The organism is Virgibacillus necropolis (genome assembly GCF_044793635.1).
Lineage (GTDB): Bacteria > Bacillota > Bacilli > Bacillales > Amphibacillaceae > Virgibacillus_F > Virgibacillus_F necropolis_A.
Window position 1 is genome coordinate 2019070 of the sequence record NZ_CP084992.1, and the last position, 23067, is coordinate 2042136.

Here is a 23067-nt window from a genome sequence, read left to right on the forward strand (position 1 = left end):
TTTTACTTAGAAAACCAATTCTATTTTTCAACTCAACATACGCATCTTTTAAAATTTTCATTGCTGTTAAGTTACTGTTATTAATCGCTTTAAAAATTTGCTTCTTAGCAATTTCTTCAAAGTTAACCGTCGAAACACCTTTTATATAACTGGTTTCAGTAGTATGGCGACGCACATTATCCTTATTCTGTGATTTATCTCCCGATAGTGCAATTGGAATTAAATAGTTGTTTTTGTAATTTCCAATAAAGTCGATAATAGAAACGAAATCTTTTTGGTTATGTTTACGCAGGCCCCGACCAAGCTGTTGAATGAAAATTATACTGGATTGGGTTTGCCTTAGCATAACTACTTGATTAATACTTGGAATATCGATTCCTTCATTAAAAATATCCACGGTAATAATGTAATCAAGTGCACCATTTTCCAGTCTATCTACTTGATGCATTCTTTCTTCTTGTGAATTATCACCCGTTAATGCAACTGTACAAAATCCTTTTTCATTCAATGCTTTTGATAACTTATATGCTTCATCTTTTCTGCTACAGAACATCAAACCTTTTACTCTATCACCAGAAAATCCATAGTAATTAATCTTATCGATGATATGATTTACACGTTCTTCAGTAACAAGTTTAGATAAGATTGTTGTATCATCAATAGTTTCGCCATTATATTCAAGTTCGGTTACACCAAAGTAATGAAAAGGACAAAGCATATCTTCTTCTAGTGCTTCTTGCAGACGAATTTCATAAGCAATATGATAATCAAATAGCTCATAAATATTAAAATCATCGGTACGTTCAGGTGTAGCAGTCATGCCCATTAGAAATTCAGGTGTGAAGTAGTCAATGACTCTATTATAAGATTTAGCACCAGCTTTATGAACCTCATCAATTAAAACGTAGTCAAATTCATCGCGATCGAATTGATGTAAGGTACTTTCTTTAGAAATAGTTTGGATCGTCGCAAATAAATATCTGGCATCTGTTTGTTTACTTGAACCTGATAGTATTCCAAATTCTTTATCTAAGCCACCTAAGATTCTTTGAAAATCTGACTTCGCTTTATTCAGAATCTGTTCCCGATGGACAACAAAAAGCATTTTCTTCGGTGCAAATCGCATGACATCAAATGCTGAAAGATACGTTTTCCCTGTCCCTGTAGCTGAAATAACCAACCCTTTGTTATGACCAGCATCTCGTACAGCTTGTATCTCTTGCAATGCTGCTTCCTGCATCTTGTTTGGTTTAATCTTCAGCGCATCTTTTAGGGGATTGGCATTATATTCGGTAGGTAATTCAATCACCTTTTCTGACGTTCTATAATCAATTGGTGTATATACTTTCTCGTAATTATTAACCCATTCTTCAGTCAATGATATTGCATCATCCCAAACCTCTTCAAATTGATTTTTAAAATGATTGACCACTTCTCCATTTTCATGTGAGGTTAGTTTTACGTTCCATTCATAATTGACTTTAAGTGCATGGGCAGTTAGATTTGAGCTCCCAACAATTAAAGAATAATAATTATCATGGTCAAATATATATCCTTTTGAATGGAAACCTTCTAGATTAGTCAATCTTACTTCGACATTTGTTATCTTCATTAGCTCTCTAAACACTTTAGGTTGATTGAAATTTAAAAATGTAGAGGTTAGTATCCGACCTTTTACCCCTTTGTTTTTCAAGTCCAAAAAATGGGATTTCAGTGTTGCAAGCCCACTTTCTGTTATAAAAGCAACTGAAAAAATAAATGACCAGTTCTTCTAGCAATGAAGTTAGTACGCTTTCATTTTGTTTCGTGTTATTTACTAGTAGCTTCGGTGTATAGCTACCTGATTTAGTATGTTTTTGATCAATAAATCCTTTATGTAATGATGCTTCTAGATTTTGAATAAAATTTTCCATGTAAACCACCAATCATTACCAATATATAGGTTAATTCTACTACTCTAGTTTTAAGTTCGCAAACTTATTTTAAAATATTCAAAAAGCTATCCATATTTAGAATAGCTTTGAAGTATTTTATAGATTTATTTACTAGATAATTTTTCAATTGCTGGAATATCTGCCGGAGCCCAATCTAACGATACTAGTTCATTGGGAGACAACCACTTTATTGACGCGTGTTCTGTTAACACTGGCTTGCCTTCTATAAGTTTACAGGAATATGTAGTTAAATGAACGATACCAAAGTCATATTCATAAACAGTGTGTTCTACTTTCTCTCCAATTTCTATTTTGCAATGCATTTCTTCATCAATTTCTCGCTTTAAAGCTTCTTGTGGTGACTCGCCTTTTTCTATTTTCCCGCCTGGGAATTCCCATTTATAAGGTAATGTTTTAGTTGTTCCCCTTTGTGCACATAGGATTTTATTTTCTTCAGTGATTACTGCCCCCACTACATGAATATCTTTTTTCATTGTTACCTCCTTGCATATATCTGCGAATTTTCATTTTTATTAATATAGATTTATCTTATCACATAAAAATAACTTTATTTAAGAAGGGTTTAATAACTCTGTATAGAATTAATTCTATTATTAAGAAAATCTATAGAGGAAGTGATTCATATACCAACCAACCGATTACCCATACTTATTCTAGCAATGAGTCTAATCTACATTGTTCTGGTCCCACAAGAACCACTTGGCCTTAAACTTTTATTTAAACTAATCCCAATGGTTCTAATAATTATTTATGCAACAAGGCAGTTGCCAAGAAAAAAGTCTATTACGCATTGGTTGATTTTAACTGGCCTTTTCTTCTGCATGATCGGGGATGCCACTTTGCACTGGTTTGTCATAGGATTATCAGCCTTCCTCATCGGTCATGTGTTTTACATGGCAGGTTTTTTTACACAATGGAAGTTTTCCAAGATTCGTTTTGCGATGATTATTCCTATTGTTGTGTACGGCTTTTTCATGGGCCTGAAGCTAGTTGATGCTTTGAATCGGGATGGGAATGAGGAACTGTTAGTGCCTGTCCTTCTTTATATAATTGTCATTTCATTGATGGCCTGGTCAGCGATTTTGACTGGGAATAAGTGGGCGATCCTGGGGAGTCTCTTATTTGTTGTTTCCGATTCAATCTTGTCTTGGAATATGTTTATAACGCAGGTGAATTATTCTGGTTTACTTATTATGACAACATATTATGGAGCACAATTCCTTATTGCACATAGTTTGGGTACAATTGCGACGGGTAAGTCATAATAGAGAGGAATACAACATTCCTCTCCTGTTCAATTGCTTCTATTATCTATACACATTCTTTTTCATCGATTTCCTATTACTTTCCATCAAAGGAACAATAAACCTCTCATGCCGCTCTTTATTATACGATTCTATCTCTTCCGGTGTCATATCTTTGACTACTCTTGATGTATTTCGTGCCTGCAGACTTTTAAAATGCCTCTTTGTCAATTGCTTCACCTTTCCATCTTTAACGAATACACGTTTCATCCCAAACTCCTCCTTAATAATATGTAAAAACCCCTTAATGCTTTGATTGCATAAAGGGGTCTTCTACCGATTCATCATCCAAAGCAATCGCTTTGCTGGTGGAAGCACCTTACTTTAGCAGGTTGCTGTGACGTCGTTAAGCCAGTTCTCTCGGTCACTCTTGATAACTATTTAATTACTATTAGTATACATGGGACGCGCTAAAATGTCTTTTTTAACCCAGCCCTTACCATTCTTTTTTATCAAACTATACTCATTGCAGCTATTATCCATATATTTTCCTTCTATTCTGTAAAAAAATAATATATGTTAAACTACTGTTAAAAAATGACTCATTATAGGAGATTAAAATTTATGAACAAAAAGGAATTACTCGCAGTCTTTCACAGGGAACTTCGACAAGAGGCAGAGACACTTGGTTTTACTAGAGAAGAAACGGATAATGTAGTTCGTCATCTATCCCAATCCGGGGATAAAAACTTCATCATATCATCCAATTTAGATGATATGAACGCAAGGGGAATTATTAAAGAAGAAATAAACTATTTTCAAGAACTTGAAAAGGAGTTCGAATGGAAGGTTTATAGTTACGATCATCCAACTGATCTAAAAGATATCCTTCAACAAGAAGGTTTCACAATCGATAACCCTGAGGCGCTCATGGTTATGAAGTTAGATGAAAATCTCCCGTTGCTTCAGTGTCCCCAACATAAAAAGTTATCACAAATTACGGATGAAAAGGGCATTCAGGACATTATAGCCCTTGAGGACTCTATTTGGAATGAATCACATGCTGAGCTAGGCACAAGGCTGTGGCGCGATAAACAGAGCAATCCTGAATCATTATATCTTTACGGTATTTATGAAGGGGATAAGCTTGTAAGTGCGGCTTGGATGTATCTAGAGAGTAATTCTTCCTTCACTAGTCTTTGGGGAGGTTCCACGTTGCCAGCATATCGAGGTAAAGGCTTCTACCGTGCTTTACTAGCTGCCCGAGCGAAAAAGGCGTATGAAAAAGGGCATCCTTTTCTTACTGTAGATGCTAGTCCAATGAGTAGACCTATTTTAGAGAATTGTGGATTTCTATGTTTAGCATATTCCTATGGCTGCCAGTCACCATCTTTTAGAAAGTAGTGGACAGACGACTGCAAACTAAAAACCCACCACCAAAAAATCATTTGGCGGTAGGTTTTATTAACTAAGACATCCACTTCGGCGGATTGTTTTTATCCCAATAAATCTCACCAATTTCATGGTGATTTTCAAAATTATCCGCATTCACATGATAGTGGAAATTGAACCAGTAGCCCTCTTGTGGACGTTTATCACGTCTTACATCAAATCTAGCAATATCCTTTTTCGTGCGGTAATCATAAATGGTAAAGATTTTTTCGCCGAATCCTTTTGATGGGCTTTCGGTGATTGCTAAGTATGGTGATTTTTCTTCTCCCGCTTCTTCTAAAATCTTATTAAGTACTTCTTCCATATTTGGTAAAATAGTAGTCGTGAAGTCATCTTCTACTTGCCCTACAATTTTAGGCCCTAATTTCGTAATGGTTTGTTCTTTCGCTTGTTCTGTTAATACATGTATATAATCCGCTTCATCAAGCGTGGGATCTATTTCATCTTCTTCAGTAACCTCGGAAACAGGGACAAATACATCCTCTTTGCTATCTTCCCTTGAAACGGCTTCATTACTTTCCTCAGCATTGGCATCTAAATAGGTTGGCGGGATATACATCCCCAAAGTCATAAATGTAATCAGGATAACTGATATTTTTCTAATCCAGAGCTTCATGTGTATAACACCTCTTTTTATGTACCTTCTCTAATTAATTTTACCACGTTAAAGTAAATTGTCTATAAAACTTTTAACTTTTCACCAAATTGTAAAATCTTCGCAATAACAAAAGCGCAAGCGCCCGTTTAGCGACGTATGGATTGGACTGAACCGTATGAGATAAAGGAAACACGGTGAGCGTAAGCGAACCGATGTTGACTTATCGTAAGGAGGTAAAGGAAATCCACTAGTCGCTGGGCGCTGGAGCTGGACGTGGCCCTGCATGATGACCAATATATTCAATGTCAACATTTTATACTCCTTTACCAATAAAATAGACTCGGGAAAATATATTCTCCTCACACGAAGGTTCGACAGACTATTCTCTTGAAGCCATCTATACTATGGATAAGATAATAGAAAGGGAGTGTTTTTTTGAGTAAAATCTTTAAATCGTTAACATTAGTTCTACTTGTTAGTTTGCTATTTTCTTCAACTGCTTTTGCAAAAAGTAATAATGCTAAGGAGTCACTTGTAGCTTTAGGGGACTCTATTCCGTATGGGTTCAACTTAGGTCAAAATAACCATGCACCTTCAAAGTATGCCTATCCATATTTAATTGGAGATGATGGTGATCTACGGGTACGAAACCTTGGTGTTCCGGGCTGGCAAACAGATCAGATGTTAACTGCATTGAAATCAGATCAAAAGTATCGCCAAGCAGTTAGGCATGCTGATTACATTGTCTTAACCATCGGAAATAATGACCTGCTGCAGGCATTAAAAGTTGCACAAGTGGAGAGCAATGGAAACCCGCTTCTATTTATGCAATTCCTACAACAACAGATTAAAGACAGCAATTTGTTTGGAAACATTGGTGGAATAATCAAGGAAACTCGCTCACTTACTGATGCTCCAATTGTCATATACAATGTCTACAATCCGTTCCAACCAGACGATCCTTTGCATGTTGTCGGGGCAAAGATCCTACCTGCTATAAATAAAAACTTCATGGATTTAACAACTTATTATAATGCTTTATATGGCAATGTGCTTCTAGCTGATGCGTATGCAGCATTTGGTAGGGATCAAGCAGCCTATGTGCTACCAAATGACGTTCATCCTACCATTCAAGGTCAAATAAAACTTGCTGAAGTCGGCTTGGATGCATTAAACCTAAATTAACTATATAAAACAAGCAGTTCAGTGTGATACTGGGCTGCTTGTTTATATTGTTTTCTAGTTGCATTCGTATCAACAAGCGAATATTTTTTCAAAAGTAAGCAAAGATAATAGAAAAAATACAAGGGAGACTTTTCAATGAGACTAAAATGGCTATTCATCAGTATTATTAGCTTACTTTTGTTGCTACTTGTTGCGTGTAATAATAATAATGAAAACGCACTAGATCCTTCAAATCAAGAAAACATAAACACAGATGACACTTCATCAAGCATATATATAGGTGCACCGAGTGATGGTGAATACACGGATACCCAGGAAAACTATGACTACAACTTATCTCAAGAAGACAACGATGAGCCATTACAAAAACAAACCAATGATGATAATGATAGCCAACCTCTATCTCCGGAAGGAATTAGTGATTTTGAGGCAGCCGTAATTGAACTAACAAATGCCGAGAGAAAAAAGGCTGGATTATCCGAGCTACAGCCAGATACACGTTTAAGCCGTGTAGCCAATCTAAAATCAAAGGAAATGGTGGTTAAGGATTACTTTTCACACGAAAGTCCTTCATACGGTTCTCCTTCCGAAATGATGAATGAATTTGGTGTATCCTATCAAACGGATGGTGAAAATATCGCTTATGGCCAAAAAACACCGGAACAGGTTGTAAATCAGTGGATGGACAGTGCGGGCCATCGAAAAAACATATTAAATAATGATTTTACACATATTGGTGTTGGATTTGTGAAAGACGGATATTACTGGACTCAGATGTTTATTGAAAAGTAAGGAAGATTCTAGAAAACGTCCCCCGAACTTACGGGAGACGTTTCTTTTTTAAAAGAAAGAAAATATAAAACTTTGGCGTTTATCTGTCTAGCTCCACGAGGTTTTAAGTCAAATCTCTTTGTGATAAAAATCATCACTAAGAGATTCGTCTTAAACTTGTCGGGGCTGACCAAGGCGCTTGCGCTTTTCTTACTTATTCACGATTTTATTGTACGTATTTACTGTCAACACATAATAGCCTAAATAGATAATAACAAAGGCAGCCATAGCCGTTACGATTGGAACAATAATATTGGCACCTATTAGATCAGATATAAAATTCGTCGTAAAGTTTAAGATAATACTACCGTGTAAGATACCTACTGTTAAAGGCAATCCGAACACAAAAAATGTTTGTTTATTGATTGATTTACGAATATCCTTTTTACTTACACCAATCTTACGCAAAATCTTATAATTACCCTTGGCTTCATTAGCTTCTGTTAGTTGTTTAAAATAAATGATACTTCCAGTTGCCGCTAAGAAAACAAGCCCCAAGAATCCAAGGATGAACAGCATCAATGCGTTCCCTTCTTTTCCTTCCTTGTATTCGATATAGAACGATGATGATGTTTGAAAATCTCCCCCTATAAATTTTGCTAATTTTTTAGATGTCGCTTCTGTCGTTTTCTCGCCTTCCACTTCATAAGCCTTATAGGTTATGGCTTCCTTTTGCTTGTCAAGTTCGACAAACGTGTCATCGCTAACCACGACATAGAAATCCGGAAAATCGAAAGGTAAAACATTACCTTCAACCATATTGACAAACGTTAAGTTTCGGTTGCCCTGAGGCAAATTCAACGTCATTTCTTTCCCTTTAAATTTTGACTCCGTATACTCCGTAAACCTTGGTTGGATCACTACAGCTTGATTTTCAGATAGTGTTACCGTTTGTTCTCTATCTAGAGCCTTTGACACCTGATTAAATGTAGTTGCAGAGATGACTTTAATTGGATTCAATTCATAATCTAATTGAAACAAAAGCTCTCCCTTCACTTTAATTACAGAAATTTCAAGCTGTGCTTTTATCGGATGATTTTTATCATCTTCTATAATACTTTTTACTTTTGTATCAAACTCTTCCCCTTTTGACAAATGAGCATAGCTAAATGGAACAACTTCTTTAGCATTCTTTTCATTGCCATAATATCCGCTATATGTTGCACCGAAGAAGCTGATTGTTGCGGCACTCAATAATGCGATCACGGTGAATGTACGCGCATTTCCTTTGATCCGATGCAGCAACTGGGATGTCTCAATTAACCGGGTTCCTTTGTAGTAACGTGACTTATTCCGTTTAGATAGCTTTAATAAATAAACCGTTACAGAACGGAAAAATAAATGCGTTCCAATTATTAGACCAATTAAGGCAACTCCGTAATTTTTTATTAAATAATCAAAGTTAAATTCAGCAGGAAACGGCCTTAATATGAGCCAGTAACTACCTGCAAGCAGAATAACCGCCAGTACAGTTGAAACAAGTGAGGCCTTTGGTTCTTGTTCTCCTTGTTTCGCCGCATGAAATAGTTCAATTAATTTAAAACGGTAAATCAATCGATAGCCTTGAATGGATGTAAATAAAATGATTACCATAAATACAATGACCGTTTGGATAATTGCTTGGATGGATATGCCGAAATCTATTTCAGCAGTGGAACCCATTAGATTGACCAATATCATAGAAAACAGTTTGGATAGTAATGTTCCAAGCAGGACCCCGATTACTAATGCAATCAATCCCATAATTAAATTTTCATAGAACAGCATTTTTCCAATTGTCTTCTTAGGTAAACCAAGCATGGAATACAATCCGACTTCTTTCTTCCGTTGTCTTGTAAAGAATGAATTTGAATATAGTATAAAGACAGCTACAAATAGAATTAATATCACAGCTGACACCATAAACATGAAGCTCATCGTATCAGACAGTTCCATGCTTTCTTGAATTTTTTCACTATACTGCAACGAAACGAACGTATAATAAATAACGATGCTGAAAACCAGTGAAACAAAATAAACCAGATAGTTACTGAAATTCCCTTTAATGTTTTTACTCGCTAAACTAAATAATGTCATTTGCCCCACCCCCGAGCGCAGACAAAACATCTAACACTTTGTTGAAATATTCTTTGCGGGATTCCTTGCCTTTTACAAGTTCGGTGAAAAGTTTGCCGTCTTTTATAAATAAGATACGCTGGCAATAGCTCGCTGCATATGCATCATGTGTTACCAATAAAATGGTCGCCTGATCTTCTTCGCTTAGCCCCTTCAGGCTTTCCAACAAGTCTGTTGCTGACTTGGAATCTAATGCTCCTGTAGGCTCATCCGCTAGTATAAGACTAGGTTTTGAAACGATTGCACGAGCAGCCGCTGTTCGTTGTTTTTGTCCACCAGATATCTGGTAAGGATTTTTTTTTAAAATGGAATCAATCCCAAATTTATTAGCCACCGCGTTTACTCTGCTTTCCAATTCTTTGGCATTCATTTTTGCTAATGCGAGTGGCAGGATTATATTTTCTTTTACCGTTAGGGTATCTAGTAGGTTATAATCCTGAAAAATGAACCCCAGTTTATCTCTCCTGAATGCTGACAACTGTTCCTCATTCATGTTGATGATACTTGTACCATCAATCGAAATATCACCAGATGTTGCTTCATCTATCGTTGCCAATATATTTAAAAGTGTGGATTTTCCAGCACCTGAAGGACCCATAATCCCAACAAATTCACCTTGTTTTACGGTTAAGTCGATCTCATCCAGTGCGGCAAACACATTTCCTTTTGCTCCATATACTTTCTTAACTCGTTTTGCATCTACTATCGTTTTCATTTATTTTATTCCTCCATTTAAGAGCTTAATTTCTTTCTTAATTTCATTCTACAATAAGTAATCATTATCTAATCTTACGGTTACTAGTTCTAAACTTACATTTTTGTCACCACGATGCAAAATTTGTTTATTTCGATTAGTATTAGATAAAGGATGATTCACATGCTAATGAAATGAACGATCGGGAGTGAAACAAATGAAAATTATGATCGTAGAAGATGAACCAACGATTAGAGATATGCTTGGAGAAACAATTGAAAAATGGGGATTGGAAGTAGTTAAATTAGAAGCATTTGATATGGTTCTGCAGGAATTTTTAAATGAAAAGCCCGAACTTCTATTATTAGATATTAACCTTCCTTCATTTGACGGATTTTACTGGTGCAACAAAATTAGAGAGGTCTCAAAAGCACCTATTATATTTATTTCATCTCGTAATACACCAATGGATATGATTATGGCAATGAATATGGGCGGAGATGATTTTATTCAAAAGCCGTTTGATACGGATGTATTAATGGCCAAAGTCAACGCTCTCCTACGCAGGTCCTACTCGTATACGGATACACAGTCAAATGTGCTCGAGCATGATGGAATTGTCTTGGATTTAAAGGACTGGGATGTACGTTGCGCGGATAAAAAAGCAGAACTAACAAAAACGGAATTCATTATTTTAAAACTCCTTATCCAAAATAAAGGTAACATCGTCAGTCGAAATAAGATCATGCGAACGCTTTGGAAAGATGAAAACTTTGTAGATGATAATACATTAACAGTAAACGTAAATCGATTACGTAAGAAACTAACCTTACTTGGCAAAGAAAACTTCATTACCACTAAAAAAGGCGAAGGGTATGTCATTCAATGAGTTTTTTAGAATACGTAAAAGATAAACGTTATTTCATCCTATTTTACCTAATTATCATATCATTCATATCACTGATTATGTTCGTCGGTTTTAATCAGGGAAATCCGTTTAACAAAATCGTGTACACCAATATTATCTGCTTTGTCATTGCAAGCATGTACATTACCATTGGCTATTTCTATCGAAGGAAGTTTTACCAAGAAATGAAGGACCTGATTGAAAGTAGTCAGGAAGAAACGATGGCTATGATGCCTGATGCCCAGAATAACGAGCAGAAGCTAATCTTTAACCTTTTGAAAAAAACACATAAGGAGCACGCGAAACAGTTAGAGACTTTATACGATCAAAAACGCGATCAACAGGAGTTTATTATGTCATGGATCCATGAAGTAAAAATTCCAATAGCGGCATGCCGTCTACTAATGGAAAACAGCGAAGATAAATCAACAGATTTTCTAATTGATAAATTTGAGGATGAGCTCCATAAAATTGATGATTACGTCGAACAGGCACTTTACTACTCTCGTATTGATTCATTCTCGAAAGACTATTTCATTTCAGAGATTAACACTAACCAACTTATCAAAAACAGTGTAAAAAAATACGCCAAACTATTTATTAATAAAGGGATTCATTTTGAAATGGATGACACGGAACAGCTTGTCCAAAGTGATAAAAAGTGGTTTGGATTCGTTATTGATCAACTGTTTGCAAATGCCTTAAAGTACACAGATGAGGGTGGCACAGTCGCTGTTTTATTTGAAGAAGATCGCGCGGAAAAGCGCCTTCTAATTCAAGATAATGGAATTGGCATCGCGCCTGAGGATATAAATCGCGTGTTTGAAAAGGGCTTTACCGGCGCTACCGGAAGAAACCACGCTAAATCGACTGGGATGGGGCTATATCTCGCTAAACAATTGGCGAATAAATTAGGACACAAAATTACGATTGAATCGGAAGTGAACGAATATACAAAGGTTACGATCCATTTCCCTAAAATCCGAAATTACTACCAACTTTGAAAAACCGACACTAGCGCTATTGTGTCGGTTGGATTGTGCACTAATTATATATGAAACAATGCCACTGTTATTATTTTTCCTTTGCAATTTCTTTTCTATTAGGAGCAAGTGGCGGTTGTTCTAACCATTTATTTTGTACCATTATATTAAACCACTTCTTTGTAACCTTAAGATTTCTTAAAATGGTGGTTTCGTAAGTAGCTACAAGGTCTGTTCGCATAGCTGATGCTAAACCGGTTCCATAATATGCTTGTGCAACTTGAGATAAAAACCCAATATGATACATCATTAACTTATCGGAAAATGGAGATTCAGTAGAAGTTGTCACTTCTGATTCCCATGACCCCGGGGATGGCAAATTATCTGTTTGCAAAATTTTTGAAAAGCCTTTTATGTGTCCATTAGCAATATCCACGGAATAACTGAAAAACTTTCTTACTTCTTTTGATTGAGCAACTTGACTGAATGCGATACAGAGCGTTTTAGCCATAATGCTTTTTTTAATGCTTAAAGAAATACTGATGATTTCTGTTGCAGCTAAATGTCTCCCTTTTCCAAAAAATCCATCGGTAAAATCTTTCGTAGTTATAAACTCAGGGCTCTCCTTAGGATAAAGATAAGGGTCTCTCTGAAATTCCCCTTTCTCAAGCAATAACTGAACGGTTTGATGATACATGTTTTTTCCATCATTTTGACACGAATCATAAAAATGTCGTAAGTCCTCTCTGACAGATATACCTAATGAAGTTGTGTGTCCAATCAAACCATGTAACGTCATTATATATAAATAATTTAAGCAAAATACGTCCGTGAACAATCTTGGTGTACCTTTATTTAGATCAGATTCAGAAAATCCAATTGGAACTGGAAACCCCGCCTCCTCTATAAAATGTACTATTTGTTTCTTTTGCTTTCCAAATGTCTTTAAAGCATCCTCAAAAATGGCTTTTATAGAATCGTCCTCAATAATAGAGACCATATATCTAATTATTACATCAGACATTGTTCCGTTTATATACTCTCCCCACAGTGAGCCAATTTCGGAAGATGTGAGTTTTAATTTATCCTTAGTCACCTTATCACCTCTTGATTATGATTTACCAATTTATCAATAGATATTAATTTTTTTATTGATATAGGTGATTTAATTCAATATTCAATCCAAAGTAAGGACTGCCGAATATTTGGAAAACCCTTTTATAATTAAAAATCAACTCTGTTATAATAAATTGAAACGTACACTTAATAATAAATGGAGGAACTAGAATAATGCTTGATTTACCAAATTGTCCAAAATGTAATTCAGAATACACTTACGAGGATGGAAGTCTTCTGGTTTGCCCAGAATGTGGTCATGAGTGGACTTTAGAATCAGAAAATGAAAATGGTGAAGAAGAAAATATTATCAAAGATTCAAATGGAAACGTCCTAAACGATGGCGATGCTGTAACAGTCATCAAAGACCTCAAGGTAAAAGGAAGTTCATCAGTAGTAAAAAGAGGTACAAAAGTCAAGAATATCCGATTGATTGATGGAGACCATGATATTGATTGCAAAATTGATGGATTCGGAGCGATGCAATTAAAATCTAAATTTGTTAAGAAGGTATAGATGCGATTTAAAAGCAACAGGCATATGGACTTTCCTTACGTACAAACAAAGAGAGCCAATCAAAATCAGATTGGCTCTCTTCCTATATATAGATTATTCTTATTGTCTTATTGATTTCCTTTTTTAACCCATTCCGCAACTGTAACGGTACGTTTAGCTTGATGTTTCACAGCACCTTCAACGTCCTCGACCATGTTACCATCTTGACCAACTGTTACACTTGTTCCATATGGATTTCCACCAGCCCCAAACAACACGGGATCACTATAACCAGGGGAGGCAATAATAGCACCCCAGTGCATCATAGAAGTATATAAAGATAACAATGTAGCTTCCTGACCACCATGTGGGTTTTGTGCAGAAGTCATAGCACTTACTACTTTATTCACTGTCTTACCATTTGCCCATAGTCCACCTTGCGTATCAAGAAATTGTTTCATTTGTGAAGGCATGTTACCAAAACGCGTTGGGGCACTAAATATAATAGCATCTGCCCACTCAATATCATCCGATGTTGCCACTGGAACGTCTTTTGTTGCTTCTACAGTTGATTTCCATGCTTCATTTCCCTCAATTACTGATTTAGGAGCTAATTCTTCTACTTTTAAAACTTTAACCTCAGCCCCTGCTTCTTTTGCTCCTTCTTCAGCCCATTTTGCTAATTGATAGTTTGTTCCACCCATGCTGTAAAAAACTACCGCTAACTTAACGTTTGACATATTTTCCATCTCCTCTGATTTTCCAAATAATTTATCTAAAAATCCCATATATTTTACACCTTCTTTTTATTTAGTTATTAATTCCCTTTATAAGAACCACCTCCATTGAAAATTAATAATTCTTTCAATGCTTTACTGTCCTTTTTATTCCCTGTTTGTAGGAAATTTATAAAGTTTTTGTTTGAGGTGATTTAGGTATTGAATCAATTTAATTTTATATCTCGATTTAAATATATTAACTTGTATTTATGCTATAGCTTTACCGAATTATCTAAAGTGAATTATTTTCCTCAACTTTAGTTGAAATTATAATGCTGGATACCATTTACTGGCAGCTCAATTATATGATGAATACCAGTTCTATTTAGGTCGTTCTATCTCAAAGGTCTGACCGACTTTTGCATAATTAGCACCTGCCAACCGGCTTACAGCAGCTAATCCTTTTGGATCGATTCTTCCATTGTCATAGATATCATTTTCTATATGAAACTGAATAACTTTTCCGATGATCAAATCACAACCAGGTAAATCTTTATCCCCAAATTCCAGGGAATGTTCTAATATGCACTCCATTCGAATTTTTGCTTGTTCAACACCTGGAACTGAAATTTTCATACTTTCCGTTCGGGTAAATTCCGCTAACTCAATTTCACTCTCATCAGGAGGTAAACTGGCAGCAGTTTTATTTACCTTTTCAACATTTTGTTCATCAACAATATGGACGACAAATTCTTTTTTCTTCAAAATATTTTTAGCAGTATCTTTCTGTCTCCCTCCACCACGTTGTATCGATAAAGAGATCATTGGGGGATTAGCAGATACAATATTAAAATAACTAAAGGGAGCACCATTTAAAACGCCGTCTTCAGACAAAGTTGTAACAAAAGCAATTGGCCTTGGTATAATGCTTCCGATTAGAAATTTATAATTCTCTCTTTCGGTATTTGTGTAGGGATCAATTGAAAGCATAGAAATCATTCCTTCCAGATATTATTCTAATTCTCTCACCTTAATCGGTATCAATTGACGCTCAAGTTGCTCCCTATATTTTTCATACTGTACAGGCAACTTTAATTGCTCGCCCATTGTATCTTGTGATTCATCATTAGCGAATCCAGGAGGATCTGTTGCAATTTCAAATAGAATTTCTCCATGTTCCTTAAAGTAAATGGCATTAAAATAATTTCTATCCTGAACAGGAGTTACACCATAGCCATTTGCCGCAACATATTTCTGCCATTCTAATTGATCATTATCATCGATGGCTCTAAATGCGATGTGATGAACTGTTCCAACACCCATTTGACCTCTTCCAGTCGGAATTGCTTTTAGGTCGATTATATTCCCAATGTCAGCTGAAGAACGGAAACGGATAAAGTCTCCCTCATTACCAATAAGTTCAAATCCCATTACCTTTTCTAACAGTTCTGCTGTTTTGTTCGGTTGAGCGGATAATAGAGTTGCACCCCCGAAACCTTTGATCGCTACTTCCGAAGTTATCCCTCCAGAAGTCCAATCATTGACCTCCCCTTCTTCTCGTTCAATAATTTCCAATTGAAGCCCGTGAGGATCTTCAAATTTTAAAGACTGTTCACCAAAGCGCTCTGTTTTAATAAAGGGAACAGTGTACTTTTCTAATCTATGTTCCCAAAATTCCATAGCCCCTTTTGGAACCACATAAGAAGTAACACCTACCTGACCGTCACCAATCTTTCCTTGATAAGCATCAGCCCATGGAAAAAATGTAATAATTGTTCCTGGTTTACCGCCTTGGTCACCAAAATATAGGTGGTAAGTAGTAAGTACCTGGGTCATCAAAATTTACTGTTTGTTTTACTAAACGTAAGCCTAAAACTCCAGCATAGAAATCTACATTCTCTTGTGGATGACCTACTATTGCCGTTATATGGTGAATACCCATTGTTTTTTTATTCATCTAATTCCACTCCTATTTATAAATTAAGCTTACCCTTTGATATTAGTAATACTATAATCAGGTAGAAATTTGCTTGCTGACCGTCTTTCTTTTACTAATTGTATAAAAGTTGATATTTACCTGTAAATTTCCGCGGCTGAATTTATTTTTAATTAATATATTATGAAATCGAGATAAATACCCAAAAAATTTATACACCTTATGTGTGACGCCAATCCTTTTAACAAGGCTACCTTTATATATATCTCGAATTCGAGATAATTATATAATTAATACCTTCCTTTTGTCAACTACTTATAAACTTATTATCGCGATTCCCTAATCTCTCTCCAACTTATTCAATAGGCGAGGATGGTATTATAATAAAGTTAATAAAGCCCCATCCAATTAAATTTCAGATAGGGCTGCTGTAATATTTTGTTTGTAATTATTTCTTTACAAATGCTTCCGATGTACCCGCTTCCCATCATACGAATAAAGAACCTTCTTTTCCTCCACATAAGTTTCCATGTGTACGATTCGACCCCATAGTTGATAAATATATGGGAGCACGTTTTCCAAATACCCCAGGTTAAGCTCCGTTCCTTCATAGTAGTGTGTTAAATAAAGCTCTCCGTTCCGCATGTAATCACCGTCATCCACACAAATATATGGAAAGCCACCATTCACTCGCATGTGGATTAGCTGATCTCGTACTTGTTCATAATCCTTTTCGGTAATTCGATAATCACGACCTTGTTTTTCGAACAAATACATATCCTCTCTTGAGACAAGTTCTTTTGTTAAATAGTTTCGGATAAATGAAATGTCAGATTCAATCTCGCGTACCTCAAACATTTTTTCTCTTCCTGAATTCGGTTCAACTCCTAAGCGCATCATTTCTTCTGTCGGGTTATTATAGCGCTCTTCAATATCTTCAAATATCTTCACGCCAAGATAATAAGGATTGATTTGCTGTCTGGAAGGCTGCACAACATTCGCATTCAATGACGCAAATTCAACTGCTTCATCGGAAGTGATGTCCATTTCCCTTAAAATTCGTTGGTGCCAGTACGAAGCCCAGCCTTCGTTCATGATTTTCGTTTCAAGCTGTGGCCAGAAATAAAGCATTTCCTCGCGCATCATCGTTAAAATATCCCGTTGCCACTCTTCCAGTTCCCGACTATTCTCTTCAATAAATAGTAAAAGGTCTTTTTCAGGTTTTGGTGGAAACTTTTTTCGTTGTTTACCTGTATTTACTTTCTTGTCTTCTCCCGCACGATCCAAACTCCATAAATCATCATAAGGCGACTTAGGTCCAGGGTTTTTCTCCTCTTCTTCGTCCGTTTCTACCAGTTTCGGTCTAACAATCGATGGGTCAATATGTTCTTGAATTGATAAAATTGCATCCAAAAAGCGTTCGACCTCGTCCTTGCCATGAATCATCTCATATTCGGCAATTCGTTCTGCCGTAGCCGTCATACTTTCTACCATATCCCGTCTTGTATTGGAAAAACGAACGTTATTTTTGAAAAAATCGCAGTGTGCGAGTACGTGTGCAATGATTAACTTATTTTGAATAAGGCTGTTTGTATCCAGCAAAAACGCATAACAAGGATTTGAATTAATCACAAGCTCGTAAATCTGACTTAATCCAAGGTCATACTGCAGCTTCATTTTATGAAACTGTTTTCCAAAACTCCAATGGGTAAACCGCGTTGGCATACCATACGCACCGAATGTATAAATAATATCAGCAGGACAAATTTCATAACGCATCGGATAAAAATCAAGTCCAAATCCGGACGCTATTTCCGTGATTTCATCAATTGCTTGATTGAGCGCCTTCATTTCCGTCACTATCATCCCTCCAAGTTTCCTTTCTATAGTCTATGAAGCTATATAGAAATCTTGAACAAAATTCGTGTTTAAGTATATTTTGTTCTGTAAAAATAATTCGGAATATCATATAATGCAGGTAGATTATTGTTCGTAATTTTTCCACTATAATCCAAGGGAGGTGCTCTTGATGATCATGAAAACAGAAATGTGTACTTGTTATTAAATTCAATAAAATGAGGTGGCATCATGCTAAAAGATAAGAGAGAGCTTGATAAGGTCGTAACAAATATCCATGACAATACAGGACTATCCGGGGTTGTTTACATGAAAGACGGGGATGATGAGCTCTTTCAATCAGCATATGGTTATGCAAATAGGGCTGAAGAACTGCCTAACAACATGAATACGCGATTCGGCATCGCATCAGGTTGTAAATTGTTTACAGCTATAGGCATTTGTCAGCTGGTTGATAAAGGGACACTTTCTTTTCATACACGCCTGAAAGACTGTCTGGATATCTCGTTTCCAAACTTCGATGAAAGCATAACGATTCATCATCTTTTAACGCACAGTTCCGGCATACCGGATTATTTTGACGAGGATGAGATGGATGATTTTGAGGAGCTTTGGAAGGAACAACCTACGTATCTATTTCGCAATTTAAAAGATTTTTTGCCGATGTTTCAAAATCATCACATGAAATTCCAACCAGGTGAAAAATTTCATTATAATAATGCTGGATTTATTGTATTGGGATTAATTATCGAAAAACGAACAGGGCTACGATTTACAGATTATATTGAGTCGGAAATATTTAATCGATGCGGGATGAAAGATTCCGGTTATTTTTCATTAGATAACCTTCCGAAAAACACAGCCTATGGGTATATAGATAATGATGAAGATGGGACATGGAGAACCAATGCATTTTCGATTCCTATTAAAGGCGGGGCAGATGGCGGAGCATTTATTACAGCACCTGATATGATGAAATTGTGGGAAGGTTTATTTAACCATGAACTGTTAAGTGAAAAATGTACGAATGAATTATTGCAGCCACTTATAGCTGTAAAAGGTGATGCATACTACGGATATGGCATTTGGATCAACAAAAGAAACGATACCATTTTCAAATACCATGTTATGGGCTATGACCCTGGTGTGAGTTTCCATTCATCCGTGTATCCTGATCTCGGAATTAAATTGGTTGTGCCTTCAAATAAAGAAAAAGGGCCATTTGAAGTGACAAAAGCGATTGAAGATTGGCTTTAGTACAGATAAGAGGCTGGGACATAACTAGCCAAAATTAACTTAAAAATGGTTCCGATCATCGGTTTTTGATGATCGGAACCATTTTTCGTTGGATTATTTTCATTATCTTTTCGTTGATTTATCTTCATGGCGGTGTACTTCCTCAAGTTTACCGCCATGAATGCAAATCCTAATTCATTTTCTACCTTCTCTTCACCCCTCACAGACATACGAGTGAAGCACAAATTAGCCTTCAGGAATCCGAAGACTGGCTCCACATCGATTTTACGATTGCCGTAGATTTCACCAGTTTCCTCTTCCGAAAGCAGCTGCCTAATATATGCTTTTTGGCGTTCCCATTTTTCATTGTAATAAATTTTTCGATTATTTCCTTCCTTCGCTTTGGTGCATTGGGAACGCAATGGACAATCTGAACAGTCCTCACACTCATAGACTTTAAACGTTCGTGTCAGTCCGTATTTGTCTGTTCGATTGGACACGTGCCGGAACATCAATTGTTTTCCATTTGGACAGGTAAACGTATCGTCTTCCTTGTTATATTCCCAATTGGCTGTATGGAAAACGTTATTTTTATGTTTCTTTTTCTTCTCTTTTCGATACTGGTTATAGGTAATCAGCGGGGTGCGTTTTCGATTCTCCATGACATCTTCGTAGTTTTGTTCACTTCCGTACCCTGCGTCAGCGACAATATGCTTCGGCAACTTAAAGAAATTGTTCTCTATGTTATCCAGAAATGGAATGAAGGTGCGTGTATCTGTCGGGTTTGGGAATACATCATAAGCGAGCACATATTGTCCTTCCGTCGCAGCCTGCACATTGTAACCTGCTTTTAGTTGACCGTTCTTCATATAATCATCTTTCATTCGCATAAAAGTGGCATCATGATCCGTCTTCGAGTAACTGTTGCGTTCTCCAAAGACTTCCATGTCGTTTTGGTATTTTTGTTTACGCGCCACAAAATCTTTAAATTGTTTGCGGTATTGTTTGGGTGCTTTGCGCTCCGATCGAACTTGTTTTCGTTCGCTACCGACCTCGCTCGCTTCTATTTTTTTGTCGTAGGTCATTACCTCGTCATCAAGCTGTTTCACGACTTTTGTGAGTTCGTCAGTGGAAAGTTCGTCCGAACTTTCGCGTTCAATGCCTGGAATAATTTCTTTTTCCAATAATTCATCATACATTTGGTTGGACTTTTCCACCAAATTAACACTGTACCTTTCAATCGATTTACGCCATACAAACGTAAATTTATTAGCATTCGCCTCAACCTTGGTTCCATCAATAAAAATCGCTTCTTCATCAATCTGTTTTTCTTTCACCAACTGACAACGGAATTGCACGAAACACTGACGGAGTATTTCTTTAACCTCTGGATGCACACGAAAACGATTGATGGTACGATAACTTGGTTCATATCCTTGCGCTAACCACATCATACGCACACTGTCTTTGAGTAACCCTTCGATTTTTCTTCCAGAAAAAACCGACTGCGTGTAGGCACACAAGATAACTTTCATCATCATTTGCGGGTGATAGGCTGGACATCCAGTTTCACGAGAAAAGGTAGCGAATGCTTCATCCGGAATCTGTGTTACAACATCATTTACCGCATAGGCAATATCATTTTTGTCCAACTTTATTTCTAAATCTAGCGGCAAAACAACTTGATTTATGTTATAATTTTTAAACATAAGAATCCCTCCGATAGTTATTGTGTAGTTACTTTAATTCTATCAAAAGGGGTTCTTTTTGTTTAGTGAAAATATACGATTATATAATAAAAGCGCGGTATTTCACCTACACGGTGAGTACCACGCTTTTATTTATTTACTGAGTTTTGTCCCAGCCTCATTTATCTTGCTCTTTTTTCTGTATTACTTTGTCAAACAAGGAAAGTATAAACAGTAGAGGTGATTATTATGGAACAGCAATTTCTATCTGTTGAAGAATTTAACGAGTTAATAAAACAATGGACAGGGAAAAATATTAAGATTTCAAAACAGGAAATAAGAGATAATGATGAAACGCTAATGAAGCTGGAGGACATATCCTATTCAAAAGATACGAGAAGGATTGATGGTTATGAGGCCATGCATGCTATTCAATTTAACGGTTCAGGAAAAATAGAAAACGAAGATCATAATTTTAAGCCCCTGCCGTCATCAACGTATGAAATACCGCTTGAGGACACAACGCAATATCAGTATGACGGATCACGTTTTGCGTTAAACACCGACCGGGGTGCGTATACGATTGAACTAGAAGATTAATTGGTGGAGCTGTAGTATTGCGGTTGGCATCGGCGTTCTTGCTACGTTCACCGGCGAAATTACAGTTTTCATCGGCGAAAATTGAAATTTCACCGGCGATTTCCGAGCGCTCACCGACGAACATTTGTGTTTTACCGGTATTTCAACTTCAACACAGCACAAAGCGGCACCCTTCCAAGGGAGTGCCGCTCTATTTATACTTCCACAGATTCTTTTCTAAAAAAGCTTTTCATGGCATGGTACACATCGCGCTTTTCTTTCATAATATAATGACGGAACTTTGGATTGTCGAGACTGTTGAATGCATTCATTAAAGTAGTGTGGCGGCTACGTTCATTCACTTCTCCATATCCAAACATGTTGGAAACTTCCATAATTTCCTGAACCAGTTTCCTGCACCTTACATTATCGGATGCGATATTGTCACCGTCTGATATGTGAAACGGGTAAATATTAAATCGCACCGGATTGTATTTTTCTTCAATAAGCTCCAGCGCTTTTAAATAAGCGGATGAACAAATTGTTCCACCACTTTCACCTTTTGAAAAGAACGCTTCTTCTGTCACAACTTTTGCCTCTGTATGATGGGCAATAAATTCAATTTCAACGGTTTCATATTTGGTGCGCAAAAACTTTGTCATCCAGAAAAAGAAGCTTCGTGACATATATTTTTCAAATGTACCCATGGATCCACTTGTATCCATCATCGCTAGCACAACTGCTTTTGACTCGGGCTTTGTCACGTCATTCCATGTCTTAAAACGGAGGTCATCATTATGAATCGGGGTAATACCAGCGTTTCCTTCTGTTGCATTCCTTTTTAACGCCGTAAGGATGGTCCGTTTTTTATCTACATTACCCATTAGACCTTTTTTGCGTACATCATTGAACTCTACTTTCTCGTTCTTTATCTCCGCTTGTTCCTTTTGTTGTAAATTGGGGAGTTCAAGCTCTTTGAACAAGGCTTCCTCTAATTCAGATAGGGACACCTCTGCTTCATAGTAATCTTCACCAGGTTTGTCGCCGGCTTGTTGCCCTTTTCCAGGCCCACTCTTTCCTTGACCCTTGTCACTCGGTTCACGAGCGATGACATCACCGACCTGACTATCTCCATCTCCTTGACCAACATGCTTCGATTTATCGTAATTGTATCGAATCTTGTATTCATCTAAAGAACGAATTGGAATTTTGATAACATCTCGGCCATTTGACATAATAATTCTTTCTTCACTAACGAGATCTGGCAAATTATTTTTAATGGCGTCTTTTACTTTATCCATATGGCGTTGTTGATCTTGAAAGCCTTTTCGATGGAGGGACCAATTTTCCTTGGAGACGGCAAAACTACTCTTTTCTTCTTGCATCGTTTCCTCTCCTATCTATGCTTTTTTTATCGTATGCAGACGGAAACAAGTTGTTGTCAAATTTTTGGTGTAATAGAAAAACTCAGCATATC

Annotated in this window: 20 protein-coding genes, 2 pseudogenes and 1 riboswitch; of the genes and pseudogenes, 9 read left to right on the forward strand and 13 right to left on the reverse strand. The window is 36.6% G+C overall.

What is annotated here, in order from left to right; all coding sequences use genetic code 11:
• Positions 1 to 13: 13 nt before the first annotated feature.
• Both LG329_RS09590 and LG329_RS09595 read right to left on the reverse strand, forming a co-directional pair.
• Positions 14 to 1913 (reverse strand): annotated as a pseudogene (locus LG329_RS09590) (DEAD/DEAH box helicase family protein); the annotation flags it as partial.
• Between the two features lie 125 nt (positions 1914 to 2038).
• Positions 2039 to 2428, reverse strand: a complete 390-nt coding sequence (locus LG329_RS09595) for a (deoxy)nucleoside triphosphate pyrophosphohydrolase (protein WP_404450598.1) — start codon at positions 2426 to 2428, stop codon at positions 2039 to 2041.
• A 141-nt stretch (positions 2429 to 2569) separates the two neighbouring features.
• Between LG329_RS09595 and LG329_RS09600 the strand changes: the two genes are divergently transcribed.
• Positions 2570 to 3220, forward strand: coding sequence for a lysoplasmalogenase (locus tag LG329_RS09600; RefSeq protein ID WP_404450599.1), 651 nt, complete (start codon positions 2570 to 2572; stop codon positions 3218 to 3220).
• A gap of 42 nt (positions 3221 to 3262) precedes the next feature.
• Here LG329_RS09600 and LG329_RS09605 read toward each other — a convergent pair whose 3' ends face one another.
• Positions 3263 to 3469 (reverse strand): hypothetical protein, encoded by a 207-nt coding sequence (locus LG329_RS09605; protein WP_404450600.1) that lies wholly within the window; start codon positions 3467 to 3469, stop codon positions 3263 to 3265.
• A gap of 68 nt (positions 3470 to 3537) precedes the next feature.
• A riboswitch (SAM riboswitch) is annotated at positions 3538 to 3639 on the reverse strand.
• A gap of 184 nt (positions 3640 to 3823) precedes the next feature.
• Between LG329_RS09605 and LG329_RS09610 the strand changes: the two genes are divergently transcribed.
• A complete protein-coding gene (locus LG329_RS09610; protein ID WP_404450601.1) occupies positions 3824 to 4603 on the forward strand; it encodes a GNAT family N-acetyltransferase in 780 nt (259 codons plus the stop codon).
• A gap of 64 nt (positions 4604 to 4667) precedes the next feature.
• On the opposite strand, the gene LG329_RS09615 is transcribed toward LG329_RS09610, so the two are convergent.
• On the reverse strand, positions 4668 to 5267 hold the full coding sequence (locus LG329_RS09615) for a YpjP family protein (RefSeq protein WP_404450602.1): 600 nt from the start codon (positions 5265 to 5267) through the stop codon (positions 4668 to 4670).
• A gap of 417 nt (positions 5268 to 5684) precedes the next feature.
• On the opposite strand from LG329_RS09615, the gene LG329_RS09620 reads away from it, so the two are divergent.
• Together LG329_RS09620 and LG329_RS09625 are read left to right on the forward strand one after the other, a co-directional pair.
• Entirely contained in the window at positions 5685 to 6434 is a 750-nt protein-coding gene (locus LG329_RS09620; RefSeq protein ID WP_404450603.1) for a GDSL-type esterase/lipase family protein, read from the forward strand.
• Between the two features lie 135 nt (positions 6435 to 6569).
• Entirely contained in the window at positions 6570 to 7226 is a 657-nt protein-coding gene (locus LG329_RS09625; RefSeq protein WP_404450604.1) for a CAP domain-containing protein, read from the forward strand.
• A gap of 189 nt (positions 7227 to 7415) precedes the next feature.
• On the opposite strand, the gene LG329_RS09630 is transcribed toward LG329_RS09625, so the two are convergent.
• Positions 7416 to 9341, reverse strand: a complete 1926-nt coding sequence (locus LG329_RS09630) for an ABC transporter permease (RefSeq protein WP_404450605.1) — start codon at positions 9339 to 9341, stop codon at positions 7416 to 7418.
• On the reverse strand, positions 9328 to 10095 hold the full coding sequence (locus tag LG329_RS09635) for an ABC transporter ATP-binding protein (RefSeq protein WP_404450606.1): 768 nt from the start codon (positions 10093 to 10095) through the stop codon (positions 9328 to 9330). Before LG329_RS09635 ends, LG329_RS09630 begins: the two co-directional genes overlap by 14 nt.
• Before the next feature lie 196 nt (positions 10096 to 10291).
• Between LG329_RS09635 and LG329_RS09640 the strand changes: the two genes are divergently transcribed.
• Together LG329_RS09640 and LG329_RS09645 are read left to right on the forward strand one after the other, a co-directional pair.
• The gene (locus LG329_RS09640) at positions 10292 to 10963 is read left to right on the forward strand and encodes a response regulator transcription factor (RefSeq protein WP_404450607.1); all 672 of its coding nucleotides are present in this window, start codon (positions 10292 to 10294) and stop codon (positions 10961 to 10963) included.
• Positions 10960 to 11985 carry a sensor histidine kinase gene (locus LG329_RS09645; protein WP_404450608.1) on the forward strand — a complete coding sequence of 342 codons (1026 nt, stop codon included), beginning with the start codon at positions 10960 to 10962 and terminating at the stop codon, positions 11983 to 11985. The genes LG329_RS09640 and LG329_RS09645 overlap by 4 nt, the downstream gene beginning before the upstream one ends.
• 70 nt (positions 11986 to 12055) lie before the next feature.
• On the opposite strand, the gene LG329_RS09650 is transcribed toward LG329_RS09645, so the two are convergent.
• A complete protein-coding gene (locus LG329_RS09650) occupies positions 12056 to 13060 on the reverse strand; it encodes a DUF3231 family protein (RefSeq protein WP_404450609.1) in 1005 nt (334 codons plus the stop codon).
• A gap of 194 nt (positions 13061 to 13254) precedes the next feature.
• Here LG329_RS09650 and LG329_RS09655 point away from each other — a divergent pair, with 194 nt between their 5' ends.
• A complete protein-coding gene (locus tag LG329_RS09655) occupies positions 13255 to 13596 on the forward strand; it encodes a zinc ribbon domain-containing protein YjdM (RefSeq protein ID WP_404450610.1) in 342 nt (113 codons plus the stop codon).
• A gap of 107 nt (positions 13597 to 13703) precedes the next feature.
• Here LG329_RS09655 and wrbA read toward each other — a convergent pair whose 3' ends face one another.
• From wrbA to LG329_RS09675, 4 genes and pseudogenes are all read right to left on the reverse strand, one after another.
• Positions 13704 to 14315: an NAD(P)H:quinone oxidoreductase gene (gene wrbA / locus LG329_RS09660; RefSeq protein ID WP_404456527.1), complete on the reverse strand. Its 612-nt coding sequence runs from the start codon at positions 14313 to 14315 to the stop codon at positions 13704 to 13706.
• Between the two features lie 360 nt (positions 14316 to 14675).
• Positions 14676 to 15284 (reverse strand): flavin reductase family protein, encoded by a 609-nt coding sequence (locus LG329_RS09665; protein ID WP_404450611.1) that lies wholly within the window; start codon positions 15282 to 15284, stop codon positions 14676 to 14678.
• A gap of 21 nt (positions 15285 to 15305) precedes the next feature.
• Positions 15306 to 16251, reverse strand: a pseudogene (locus LG329_RS09670) (ring-cleaving dioxygenase).
• A 435-nt stretch (positions 16252 to 16686) separates the two neighbouring features.
• Entirely contained in the window at positions 16687 to 18096 is a 1410-nt protein-coding gene (locus LG329_RS09675) for a SpoVR family protein (protein ID WP_404450612.1), read from the reverse strand.
• Positions 18097 to 18318: 222 nt separating this feature from the next.
• On the opposite strand from LG329_RS09675, the gene LG329_RS09680 reads away from it, so the two are divergent.
• The gene (locus LG329_RS09680) at positions 18319 to 19344 is read left to right on the forward strand and encodes a serine hydrolase domain-containing protein (protein ID WP_404450613.1); all 1026 of its coding nucleotides are present in this window, start codon (positions 18319 to 18321) and stop codon (positions 19342 to 19344) included.
• Here the strand turns inward: LG329_RS09680 and LG329_RS09685 are convergent.
• A complete protein-coding gene (locus LG329_RS09685) occupies positions 19341 to 21032 on the reverse strand; it encodes an IS1182 family transposase (protein WP_404450614.1) in 1692 nt (563 codons plus the stop codon). The two genes, LG329_RS09680 and LG329_RS09685, sit on opposite strands and share 4 nt — an antisense overlap.
• Positions 21033 to 21260: 228 nt before the next feature.
• On the opposite strand from LG329_RS09685, the gene LG329_RS09690 reads away from it, so the two are divergent.
• A complete protein-coding gene (locus tag LG329_RS09690) occupies positions 21261 to 21611 on the forward strand; it encodes a hypothetical protein (protein ID WP_404450615.1) in 351 nt (116 codons plus the stop codon).
• A 194-nt stretch (positions 21612 to 21805) separates the two neighbouring features.
• On the opposite strand, the gene yhbH is transcribed toward LG329_RS09690, so the two are convergent.
• Positions 21806 to 22975 carry a sporulation protein YhbH gene (gene yhbH / locus LG329_RS09695; RefSeq protein ID WP_404450616.1) on the reverse strand — a complete coding sequence of 390 codons (1170 nt, stop codon included), beginning with the start codon at positions 22973 to 22975 and terminating at the stop codon, positions 21806 to 21808.
• Between the last annotated feature and the right edge of the window lie 92 nt (positions 22976 to 23067).